The sequence below is a fragment of the Pseudomonas borbori genome (assembly GCF_900115555.1).
In the GTDB taxonomy this organism is placed as follows: Bacteria; Pseudomonadota; Gammaproteobacteria; order Pseudomonadales; family Pseudomonadaceae; genus Aquipseudomonas; species Aquipseudomonas borbori.
Genome location: NZ_FOWX01000023.1, coordinates 17251 through 29411 on the forward strand (window position 1 = coordinate 17251; position 12161 = coordinate 29411).

Annotated in this window: 6 protein-coding genes; 4 read left to right on the plus strand and 2 right to left on the minus strand. The window is 62.2% G+C overall.

Annotation, left to right across the window (positions count from 1 at the left end):
* Positions 1-175: 175 nt before the first annotated feature.
* Positions 176-2539 carry an EcoAI/FtnUII family type I restriction enzme subunit R gene (hsdR, locus tag BM315_RS16390; RefSeq protein WP_090502903.1) on the minus strand — a complete coding sequence of 788 codons (2364 nt, stop codon included), beginning with the start codon at positions 2537-2539 and terminating at the stop codon, positions 176-178.
* Positions 2540-2816: 277 nt separating this feature from the next.
* Here hsdR and BM315_RS16400 point away from each other — a divergent pair, with 277 nt between their 5' ends.
* The 4 genes from BM315_RS16400 (at position 2817) to BM315_RS16415 (ending at position 10802) form a co-directional block, all read left to right on the plus strand.
* Positions 2817-3461, plus strand: coding sequence for an MBL fold metallo-hydrolase (locus BM315_RS16400; RefSeq protein WP_090502905.1), 645 nt, complete (start codon positions 2817-2819; stop codon positions 3459-3461).
* Between the two features lie 113 nt (positions 3462-3574).
* Positions 3575-4231: a YiaD family glycine zipper/OmpA-like lipoprotein gene (locus tag BM315_RS16405; protein ID WP_090502907.1), complete on the plus strand. Its 657-nt coding sequence runs from the start codon at positions 3575-3577 to the stop codon at positions 4229-4231.
* 188 nt (positions 4232-4419) lie between these two features.
* The gene (locus BM315_RS16410; RefSeq protein WP_090502910.1) at positions 4420-8538 is read left to right on the plus strand and encodes a PAS domain S-box protein; all 4119 of its coding nucleotides are present in this window, start codon (positions 4420-4422) and stop codon (positions 8536-8538) included.
* A 116-nt stretch (positions 8539-8654) separates the two neighbouring features.
* Positions 8655-10802, plus strand: coding sequence for a putative bifunctional diguanylate cyclase/phosphodiesterase (locus BM315_RS16415; protein ID WP_090502911.1), 2148 nt, complete (start codon positions 8655-8657; stop codon positions 10800-10802).
* A gap of 17 nt (positions 10803-10819) precedes the next feature.
* Here BM315_RS16415 and BM315_RS16420 read toward each other — a convergent pair whose 3' ends face one another.
* Positions 10820-11728 (minus strand): acyltransferase, encoded by a 909-nt coding sequence (locus tag BM315_RS16420; RefSeq protein WP_090502914.1) that lies wholly within the window; start codon positions 11726-11728, stop codon positions 10820-10822.
* Positions 11729-12161: the final 433 nt, after the last annotated feature.

Below are 12161 nucleotides of genomic sequence, written 5' to 3' on the forward strand. Positions count from 1 at the left end.
GGCAAAGCGGGGGATTGTAAAGGCTATGTAGCCGTTATGGGTTGCATGGGCGCCTGGGGAAGAATGGTATTGCTTGAGGCTGCAATCGGTAGGGTGACGCGGGGCCGCCCAGGCCATGCGCACCACGAATCTACAGCTGGCCCTGGTGCGCACGGCGCACCCTACAAGCGCTCAGCTAGCTGGCGTAAAGCGCGTCTTCCAGCTCATGGATGGCCTTGTTGTAGCCGGCCTTGCCGCCAAACGCCTTGACCAGTTCGATGGGCGCACCGATCTGGCTGAAGGGGTCGAGCTGGAGGATCTTGATGTCCTCGATATGCTCAATGCCGGTGTCGGCGTATTTATCCAGCAGCGCCTCCAGCACCTGACGGGCCGCGCCGGAATACTTGGCGAAGTAGTTGCGCTTTTTCACCTGTTCGGCGCGCTCGCGGCGCGACAGGGCGGGTTGGTCGAAGGCGACGTGGCAGATCAGGTCGAACGGATCGAGGGGCTTGCCCTGCTTCTTTTCCACCTCTTCAGCCAGGGCTTCCCACATCACGCCTTGGGCGGCCATTTCGTCGATGATGGCCTTCTTTTGTTCAGCATCACTCCAGCGGCGCAGGAAGTCATCCAGCGAGGCGAACTGCTTTTTTACGCAGACGCGGGTGTAGTCGTGCAGCGACTCGGTGATCAGCCGGCCATCCGGGCCGTAATACTGCACGCGCTCGGCGATGACGTAGATCGGGATGTTGTCGATGACGTACTTGATGCGTTTTTTACCGCCGTCTTCGCCGGTAAATTCCAGATCATCGCCCTCGGCATCGCTGCCGGCACTGATGCCATCGCCTTCGAGCAAATCGTCGGGCGGCACGGGAGACTCATCGCCCTCGGGGGCGTAGATCACTACCGGGTCACCATCGAAGGCCGGGTCGGCAAATAGCTCGGTGGCCTTCTTGAAGTCCATGATGGTGAACCAGTATTTGCCGTAGTCCTCGTTGATGCGGGTGCCGCGACCGATGATCTGCTTGAACTCGGTCATCGACTTGATGTGCTGGTCGAGCACGATCAGTTTGCATGTCTGGGCATCGACGCCGGTGGTCATCAGCTTGCTGGTGGTGGCAATCACCGGGTAGCGCGCTTCCGGGTTGATGAAGTTATCCAGCTCGGCCTTGCCTTCCTGGTCATCGCCGGTGATGCGCATGACGTACTTGCGGTTCTCGGCCACACGCTCGGGGTTGAGGTTGACCAGGGCCTGGCGCATGCGCTCGGCATGGTTGATGTCGTCGCAGAAGACGATGGTTTTCTGGAACGGGTCGGTGGCCTTGAGAAACTCGGTGACCTTCTGCGCCACCAGTTGGGTGCGCGCCTCGATGACCAGGTTACGGTCCATGTCCTTGAGGTTGTAGATGCGGTCTTCGATCAGCTCGCCGTTCTTGTCGAGCATGCCCTTGGGTGGCCGCCAGCCTTGCAGGTCTTTGTCAAAATCAATACGCACCACTTTATAGGGCGCGAGAAAGCCGTCTTCGATGCCTTGCTTGAGGGTGTAGCTGTACACCGGGTCACCGAAGTAGGTGATGCTGGACACCTCTTTGGTTTCCTTCGGCGTGGCGGTGAGGCCGACGTGGGTGGCGTTGGCGAAATAGTCGAGAATCTCGCGCCAGGCGGAGTCCTCTGCGGCGCTGCCACGGTGGCATTCGTCGATCACGATCAGGTCGAAGAAGTCGCGGGAGAACTGCTTGTAGATGTTCATCTCTTCTTCAGCGCCGGTGACGGCCTGATACAGCGACAGGTAGATCTCGTAGGAGGTGTCGATCTGCCGTTTGGCGATCTTGGTCATCGCCTGGCCGAAGGGTTTGAAATCGTTGTTCTTGGTCTGGTCGACCAGGATGTTGCGGTCGGCGAGGAACAGAATGCGTTTCTTCTGCTTGGACTTCCACAGCCGCCAGATGATCTGGAAGGCGGTGTAGGTCTTGCCGGTGCCGGTGGCCATGACTAGCAGCACGCGATCCTGCCCGCGTGCCACGGCCTCGACCGTGCGGTTGATGGCGTTCATCTGATAGTAGCGCGGCTTGCGCCCGGAGCCGTCGTCGTAGTAGGGGGCTGCGACCTTGTGCCGGGCCTGGTCGTCCAGGCCTTTCCACTGGCAGTAGCGCTGCCACAGTTCTTCCGGACTGGGGAACTGGTCGAGGCTGAGTTCGGTTTCTACCTGGCTGCCGGTGCCGCTGCGGTCATGGAACAAAAAGCCATCGCCATTGCTGGAGAACACGAAGGGCACATCCAGCGCCTCGGCATAGCCCTGGGCTTGCTGCATGCCGGAGCCAATGGAGTGCTTGTTGTCCTTCGCCTCGATCACGGCAAGCGGCAGGTTGGTCTGGTGGTAGAGGATGAAATCGGCACGGCGGGATTCGCCCCGGCTGTGCAGCTTGCCCCGGACGATGATGCGGCCCTTGGTAAAGCTGACTTCCTCGCGCACCTGCTTGTGCATGTCCCAGCCTGCTTGCTGGACGGCTGGGGCGATGTACTTGCTGCAGATGTCCCGCTCGGAAAGCGACTTTTTATCCATAACCCCAATTCCCTTTCAAACCGGCATGGTCGCCCCATTCCGGTACTGCTGATCGTGCTCGATGGGCGTAAATGTACCTTGTTTGGCGTTGATTGGGGCAGGGTAGCTCGCCATGTCGGAGCCGTTGCCTCTGCCTGGGTATTGAATGTGCGGGTCTGTTGGGGCCACCCTTTATGCCTGATTTGGGCGTGCCACTGATAAGGGCCTTTCTTCCTGAACGTCGCCATCGTTAACCGCACTGCGCCAGAATTGTGCCAATCAACCTACAGGAGCCTCTATGCAGCCCGCCAAACCCGCGCTAATCCGCGAAACCTTCCCCGTCGGGCCTTTGCAGTGCAACTGCACGATCATCGGCGACCCCGTGACCAAACAGGCCATCGTGGTCGATCCGGGCGGCAATCCGGAGCTGATCATGGCGCGCCTGGAGGCCCATGGCCTCAAGGTGGTCAGCATCATTCACACCCATGCCCATCTGGATCACTTTCTCGCTTCCGGGCAGATGAAGGAGAAGACCGGCGCGACCCTGCACCTGCACAAGGACGATCAGTTCCTCTGGGACGGCCTGGAGATGCAGTGCCGCATGTTCGGCGTGCCCTATGTGCCGGTGCCTGCGCCGGATCAGTGGCTGGTCGACGATCAGGCGCTGGACTGCGGCTGCGGGGTGGCGCTGCACACGCCAGGGCATACGCCGGGTTCGATGAGTTTCTGGTTCCCCCGGGACAAGCTGCTGATCGCCGGCGATACCCTGTTCAAGCGCGGCATCGGTCGTACCGATCTGTGGGGCGGCGATTACCCGACCATCGAGCGCTCGATCAAGCGGCGCCTGTACAGCCTGGACGAGGACGCCACCGTGATTACCGGGCACGGCGCGCAGACCCGTCTGGGCGATGAAATGCGCGAGAACCCATTCGTGCGGGCATGATTGGCAATTGTTCGTGCTGGATCTTGCTAAGCTGGAGCGGAACTTAAGGTCCGATCCAGGTTCGAAAACCCGGATAAAGATCTGTATCAACACGAAAAAATAAAGGAATAAACATGACTAAATGGCGCAATCTGGCATTCGCAGCAGCGGGCATTACCTTCCTGGCCGGCTGTACCACCAATCCCTACACCGGCGAGCGTGAAGCCGGTAAAGCCGGAATCTATGGCGGTGTCGGTGCCGTGACCGGCGCGGTGATCGGGGCGGCCACTTCGAGCAGCAAAGACCGGGCCAAAGGCGCATTGATCGGCGCCGCAGTGGGCGGCGCGGCAGGCGGTGGCTATGGCTACTACGTCGACACCCAGGAAGCCAAGCTGCGCCAGACCCTGCAAGGCACTGGCGTGCAGGTGCAGCGCAATGGCGATGACCTGAAGTTGATCATGCCGGGCAACATCACCTTCGCCAGCAACTCGGCGGATATTTCCAGCGGCTTCTACCCGACCCTCAATTCCCTGGTCACGGTGTTCAAGGAGTTCGACAAGAACGGCATCGACATCGTCGGCCACACCGACAGCACCGGTTCGCTGGAGTTGAACCAGAACCTGTCGAATCGCCGCGCGCAAAGCGTCGCCTCCTACCTGTCCGCCAATGGCGTACCGGCGGCGCGGATTTCTTCCTACGGTGCCGGGCCGAACCAGCCTATCGCCAGCAACGCCAGCGAAGCCGGGCGTGCACAGAATCGTCGGGTCGAGATCAACCTGCGTCCGCTGTAAGTCTGTAGCAACACCTCGCGATACCGAGAAAGGCCCCAGTAAAAACGGGGCCTTTCTGCCGTCTGTCGACTCTGTGCTGGCAAAAGGCCGGACGTTCGAATCCTGACTAGAATGCTCTGAGGGCTTGGCGCTAGCCGAGCAAGCGAGCGCTGTGTGCCTGTTCAACGGGGAGCGGCTCAGGAGAGTTCATGGAAGACCGGCAGCGCTCTATTCCTCGCAAGCATCTGGCAGTCTGGGTTCCCTTGGTGCTGCTGCTCGGCCTCGGGGGCGGCGTCGTCTGGCAATGGCAATCGCTGGAAACCCGTAATCGGGAGGCAAGCCAGCAGCGCTTTCAGCTCCAAGCAGAGGATATCGGGCAACGTGTGCTCAGTCGCATGCGTGCCTACGAAATGGTCTTGCGCGGCATTTCCGGGCTGATGATCGGCAGTGAACAGGTCTCTCTGCAAGAGTGGGACAGGGCCGTCGAGCAGCTGCGCCTGCAGGATCGCTATCCCGGCATCATGGCATTGGGCTGGGCGCGGCATGTCGAGCAGCACCGGCTCGATGACTTTCTGAGCCAGGTACAGGCCGACGGGCGCATGGACTATCGAGCGTTTCCGCCTGGCCCGCGCGATGAGTATGTGCTGATCGACTACATCAGCCCGTTCGATTGGCGCAATCGGCGGGCGCTGGGCTATGACATGCTCAGCGAGTCGACACGGCGGGCGGCCATCGAGCGGGCTCGTAGCAGCGGCGATGTAACGCTCAGCGCACAGCTTATCCTGCGTCAGGAAACCGAAGCAGACGCCCAGGGTGGCGTGCTCTTGTACCTGCCGGTGTTTCGCCCGGGGATGCCCTTGAGCAACGTGGAGGAACGTCGTGCCGCCTTGTTTGGCTTCGTCTATGGTGCTTTTCGCATCAAGGAGCTGATGGCGGGGATTCTTGGGGCGCAGAATCGCCTGTTCGATATCGCCCTCACGGATCAGCAGGCCGGCGGTAGTCTGGTGCCGGGTAGCAACGACGGGCAGCCTGGCGCGTTCGAACAACCCTTTCGGCAGACCATGGCGCTGGATCTCTACGGCCGTACCTGGCTGCTGGATGTGGCTGGCACGGCCCAGTACGCAACGACCTCAGGCAGCCAGGGCATGACCTTCAGCCTGTGGATGGGGCTGGCCGCCGCCGGTTTGCTGGCGTTATTGGTGGGCGGTTATCTGTACCAGCGCGAGCGCGAGTTGTATGCCAGTCGAGTGGCTACCGAGCAGTTGAGCGAGCGTGAAGAACGTTTTCGCCTGCTGGTCGAGCGCCTGCCGGTAGCGACCCTGCTGTGCACTGCCGAAGGGCGTATCGAGATGGCCAACCGGCGCGCGGCCGAGTTGCTCGACTGTACGTCCGAGGCGCTGATCGGGGAGCGGGTGCGGCGTTTCCTGCCGACGATCGACCAGCTCGGCGAACTGGTCGACGAGACCGATACGGCGATGCTGGCCAATGATTACGAGGCGCACCGTGACAGTGGCGAGTGCATTCCGGTGACGCTGAGCCTGAGTGTGTTGGCGGTGTCCGGTGGAGCCAGCTACTTGCTCAACCTGATTGACCTGAGGGCGCGCAAGGGTGCCGAAGAGCGCTTCCGTCTGGTGGTCGAGGCCTCGCCCAATGCCATCGTTCTGGTCGACAGCAAGGGGCTGATCAGCATGGTCAACCAGCAGACCGAGCAGATGTTCGGCCACAGCCGTCAGGAATTGCTGGGGCAGCCGGTGGAGATGCTCCTGCCCATGGATCTGCGCCACGGTCATATGGCGTTTCGCCGCGGCTATCAGGACAACCCCGAGCCGCGGCGCATGGGCAACAACCGCGACCTGTTCGGCCAGCACCGCGATGGCCGCCTGATTCCCCTCGAAGTGGGGCTGTCGCCGCTGCGCAGCGGCGAGGAGACCCTGGTGCAGGCGGTGATCATCGATATCAGCGAGCGCAAGGCCGCCGAGCAGCGTTTCCGCCTGGTGGTCGAGGCCTCGCCGAATGCCATCGTTCTGGTCGACAGCCAGGGGCTGATCAGCATGGTCAACCAGCAGACCGAGCAGATGTTCGGTCACGCGCGTCAGGAACTGCTGGGCCAGCCGGTGGAGATGCTTCTGCCCATGGATCTGCGCCACGGCCACATGGCGTTTCGCCGCGGCTATCAGGACAACCCCGAACCGCGGCGCATGGGCAACAACCGCGACCTGTTCGGCCAGCACCGCGACGGCCGCCTGATTCCCCTCGAAGTGGGGTTGTCGCCGCTGCGCAGCGGCGAGGAGACCCTGGTGCAGGCGGTGATCATCGATATCAGCGAACGCAAGGCGGCCGAGCAGCGTTTGCGCGATCAGGCCGAGCAACTGGTCCTGGCCAACCGCTACAAGTCCGAGTTCCTCGCCAACATGTCCCACGAGCTGCGCACGCCGCTCAACAGTATTTTGATCCTCAGCGATCAGCTGCGGCAGAACAGTGCCGGTAACCTGACGAGCAAACAGGCCAAGCATGCCGATATCGTGCACCGTGCCGGCAGTGATCTGCTGCAGTTGATCAACAGTGTGCTGGACCTGGCCAAGGTCGAGTCCGGGCGCATGCAGGTCAAGCTGGAGCCGCTGAACATGCAGGAAATGCTGGTGGAACTGGATGCCAGCATGCGCCCACTGGCCGAGCTCAAGGGGCTGCAGCTGCGTACCCAGCTGGAGCCCGGGGTACCGCGCGATATCCGCAGCGACCGGGCGCGGCTGCATCAGATCCTGCGCAACCTGCTGTCCAATTCCTTGAAGTTCACCGAGCGGGGCGAAGTGAGCCTGACGGTCGCCTGCGAGCCCTATGGGCGTGACGATGGGCGTGAACAGTTGAATTTCATTGTGCGCGATACGGGCATTGGCATCGCGGCCGAGCACCACGAGCAGATATTTCAGGCCTTCCAGCAGATCGACGGTTCCACCAGTCGTCGCTTCGGCGGCACCGGCCTGGGCTTGGCCATCACCCGCAAGCTGGTGCAGGCCCTGGACGGCGAGATCAGCCTGCAAAGCACGCCGGGACAAGGCTCGTGCTTTACCGTGCACCTGCCGGTGCAGGTGCTGGTACAGAGCGAGCCGGAGGAGCAGGGGCCGCAGCGCAGCGGTGTGGGACCGGCGGTGCTGGTCGTCGAGGATGACGCCAATTTCGCCATGGTGATCACCGATGCAGCGCACGCCCATGGTTTTTCCTGCGTGCATTGCCGTACGGGCGTGCAAGCGCTCAACCTGCTGCAACACGAACGCTTCAGTGCGGTGATTCTGGATATCCTGCTGCCGGACATCAGTGGCTGGCAATTGTTTCGCCACTTGCGTGGCCAGGCCAGCCATCGCGATATCCCCGTGCACATCATCTCCTGTGTACCGCAACCGGCCGATTGGAACGATGACGGCACGCGCTATCTGGTCAAGCCTATCGACCGCGTGGCGCTCGAGCAGGTTTTTACCGATCTGCAGCAGGCCGACCAGGTTCCGGGCCCAGCGCTCTTGCTGGTTGAGGACGTCGAGGTCGAGCGTGAGTTCTACCGTGGTCATCTGCAGCAACTGGGTTTCGATGTGGTCACCAGCGCCAGTGCCGCAGACGCTCGTCGGGCTTATGCCGAGCGGCATTTCTGCGCCCTGGTGATCGATCTCGATTTGCCTGATCAGGATGGCTTCGATCTGCTCGAGAGCCTCGATCGCCTGCGTCCGCTGAATGGCGCGCGGGTGGTGATCAATACCGGCGTGGATGTCACCCGGCAGGCGTTGCAGCGGCTCAGGCACTATTGCGCGGTGGTGGTGCATAAACATGGCGAAGATCTGCAGGCGCTGAGCCTTGCCGTGCAGGGCTTTCTTGGCGGCGTGCGCGACCCGGAGCACGCGTGGGCCACGCCTGCCGACCAGGCGGGCCGTGCGCTGGGCGGGCGGCGGGTGTTGCTGGTCGATGACGATGTGCGCAATGTCTATGCCCTGACCGCGCTGCTGGACGATGCCGGACTCACGGTCAGCTCGGCCAAGGATGGAGTGGAAGCCATCGGCCGCTATCAGGATGGCGCCTTCGACGTGATCCTGATGGATATCGCCATGCCCAACATGGATGGCTATACCGCGACCCGGCTGCTCAAGCAGGAGCATCGGTGCACGATCCCGATCATTGCCTTGACCGCCCATGCGATGAAGGGAGACCGGGAGAAATGCCTGGATGCAGGGGCCGATGATTATCTGGCCAAACCGGTCAGCTGCGATGAACTGTTGAACATGCTGGCGCGCTGGCTGCCCGCTACGGATGGCGCGAACGACCCGTTGCGCAATGTTCTACCCTGAGCTGTGGCCAGCCAGGGTTTGACGTGATAACGCCATAGCAGGGAGCCGCCGGCGGGTGTGCCGTGTCACGGCGGCGGCAACTCGATTCAGGCGTCACCAGGGACGTGGGAGGGGATATGGTACAGGCACAGCTTATGCAAGAACGCATCAGGCAAACACTGCTGGTCGTGGACGATCGACCGGATAATCTGGAGTCCATGGAGGCTCTGCTCGATGGCGGCGACTGGCTGTTGCGTTGCGTCGATTCCGGCGAGGCGGCCTTGCAGTGTCTGCTGGAAGAGGACGTGGGGCTGGTGCTGCTGGATGTGCAGATGCCGCATATGGATGGCTTCGAGGTGGCGCGGCTCATGCGCGGCAATCCGCGCACGCGCTTCACCCCGATCATTTTCGTCTCGGCCATTGCCCAGTCCGAGGATGCCGTGCTCAAGGGCTATGCCAGGGGCGCGGTGGACTTCATGCTGAAGCCTTTCGACCCCAAGGTCCTGCGGCGCAAGATCCACGCGCTGCTCGAGCATGAGCGCCACCGCCACGAGCTGTTGCAACTGACCCGGCAACTGGATGGCGCGCGGGCTTTCAACGCCTCGGTACTGGATAACGCCGCCGAGGGCATCATGGTGGTCGGCGAAGATGGCCTGATCCGTTTTGCCAATCCGACCATGGCCCAGATGCTCTGCTGCTCGGTCGCCGAACTGCAAGGCAGCGCCATGCTGACCCACCTGCTGGCCCCCCATAGCGACGGCGAATGGCAGCAGTCGGAGTTCTACCGGCATTGGCAGCGCAACCAGAGCTACCGGCTGCATGATGCGAGCCTGCGCACCAGAGGCGGGGAGTGCGTGCCCGTGGCGCTGTCCTGTTCGCCGTTACCCGGGGAGCAGCGAGCCATGGTGGTGCTTGCCCTGGACATGTCGGTGGTGCGCAACCTGCACGCTCAGCTGGAGTCGCTGGCGGTCACCGATGCCCTGACCGGTCTGCTCAATCGGCGTGGTTTCCAGCAGGCGCTGGAGGCGGCGATCGCGCGCACCGAACGCAGCGGTCAGGGCCTGGCGGTGCTCTACCTCGACCTGGACGGTTTCAAGCGGATCAACGATTCGCTCGGCCACGACACCGGCGATCTACTCCTGCGGCGGGTGGCCGAGCAGCTCAAAGCCTGCCTGCGGACCTATGACGCCCTGGCGCGTATGGGTGGCGACGAGTTCATCGCGATATTCGACAGCCTCGGTCATCCCGAAGACGCCGCGCGGGTGGCCGAGAAGCTGATCGAACAGGTTTCCGTACGCCAGAGTCTCAACGGTATCGAGGTGACCGTGGGGGCCAGTGTCGGTATTGCCTGTTATCCCGAGTGCGGGCAAACCGTCGATGGGCTGTTGCGTGCCGCGGATATGGCCATGTATGAGGCCAAGCGGGCCGGCCGTCAGCAATACCGTTTCTTCTCCCCGGAAATGAACGGCCGGGCACGCTCGCGGCTGATGCTGGAAGAAAGTATGCGTTCGGCCATCGAGCAGGAGGATTTCTTCCTGGTCTATCAGCCGCAGATCCATCTCGACAGCGGTCGCCTGCGCGGCTTCGAGGCCTTGTTGCGCTGGCAGCATCCGGTCGCCGGCACCGTGGCCCCCAATGTGTTCATCCCGTTGCTGGAGGAAACCCGCCTGATCAACCGCCTGGGCGACTGGATCTTCCGCAAGGGCATCGAGCAGCGCATCGGCATGAGTCAGTACTTTGCCGATGACCTGGTGCTCAGCCTGAATGTCAGCCCGGTGCAGTTCGGCATGCCGCAATTGGTCGATGACCTGCAGCGGATCCTCGAGCAACAGCAGCTCAACCCGGCGCAGCTGGAAGTGGAGGTGACCGAGGGTGCCTTGATGCAGGACCTGGAGACCACCCGGGAGCAGTTGCGCCAATTGCGCCTGCTGGGGGTGAAGATTGCCATCGACGACTTCGGCACCGGCTATTCGTCGCTGGCCTATCTGCGCCATTTCGAGCTGGACACGCTGAAGATCGATCGGCTGTTCATCGCCAATATGCTCGACTCGCCGCGTGATGCCGCGGTGGTCAGCACCATCATCGATCTTGGGCGCAATCTGGGCCTGGAGGTCATCGCCGAGGGGGTGGAGACCCTGGCCCAGCGCGATTGGCTGGTAGAGCATAGATGCCCGATCATGCAGGGCTTTCTGGTCGCGCCGGGGCTGGCGGCGGCGGACGCGCAGCGGTTCCCGGCGCAGCTTGATTGGGAGGCCTTGCCCTTGCGTAGCAAGCCCGCGCATTAGCAGGCGGGCTGTCGCGACTAGCGGCGCCCGGCGAACTGCCGATGCAGGCGCTCCAGTTCGGCGTCCTTGTCTTGCCACAACTGGTTGACCCATTGCTGGAAGCTGAGGCGATAGGCTTCGTCCTGATCGTAGTTGCGGCCGATGAACTGCGGCGGAATCGGCAATTCATTGAAGCTCACCACCACCTCGCCGATCTCGCCGCTGAGCAGTTGCCAGAAGCCCGGATTGCCCTGCGGATAATGGATGGTGACGTTGACCAGGCTGTGCAACTGCTCGCCCATGGCGTCGAGCACGAACGCGATGCCGCCGGCCTTGGGTTTGAGCAGGTGGCGCAATGGCGAGTTCTGCGCGGCATGCTTGGCCGGGGTGAAACGCGTGCCCTCGAGGAAGTTGAAGACCGCCACCGGGTTGCTCTTGTAGCGCTCGCAAGCCTTGCGGGTGGTCGCCAGATCCTCGCCGCGCTTCTCCGGGTGCCGGGCCAGGTATTCCTTGCTGAAGCGCTTCATGAAGGGGAACTCCAGCGCCCACCAGCACAGACCGATGACCGGCACCCAGATCAGTTCCTGCTTGAGGAAGAACTTGAGCAGCGGCATGCGCCGGTTGAGTTGATATTGCAGCACCAGTATGTCGACCCAGCTCTGGTGGTTGCTCGTCACCAGGTAGCTATGCCGCTTGTCGAAGCTCTCGATCCCCTCGATGTGCCAGCGGGTCTGGGAAAGCAGATCCATCCAGAATTTATTGAAGGAAATCCACGCCTCGGCGATCGCATGCATGAGGTCGCGTAACCAGCGTTGGAGGGTGGGGATCGGCAGCAGCAGTTTGAGCAGCGCGAGGAAAAACAGCGGCCAGCACCAGAACAGGGTATTCAGGGCCAGCAGGCTTGCGCCAAGCAGGCCGCGCAGGGCAGCGGGCAGAAAATGCAGCATGGGAGCCTTCGCAAAGGGGGGCGTCTTGCCCCGGATCGTTCATGGCCCGCGGCGCTCCACCGCGGGTCGGTCGGCGCACAGGTTAGCGTCTGGGCATCGGACTGCAAGTGCTGGAGCTGACCGCCTGGTCATGCAGGGGCGGGGATGGGTGAAAAAGGCGTCATCCTCCTGTCCGGATTTCAAGCCGGATGCGGGCTGCAATGCTGTTCGCTTAAGTGGCCATGTCAGGGCGCTTGTCGTAAGCCAGGTTCCCCACGCGTAGCCCGGATGCAATCCGGGAGCGGCTTTTCAGGCATCGAACTTTCCCTGGACTTTATCCGGGCTACAAGAAAATGCTGCTCACTTGGTTTAAGTGAGCAGCATTGCGACTACAGACCGAGCATTCTGTGCTAGCCGATACCCGTACCCGGATTGCATCCGGATACGGGTGAAC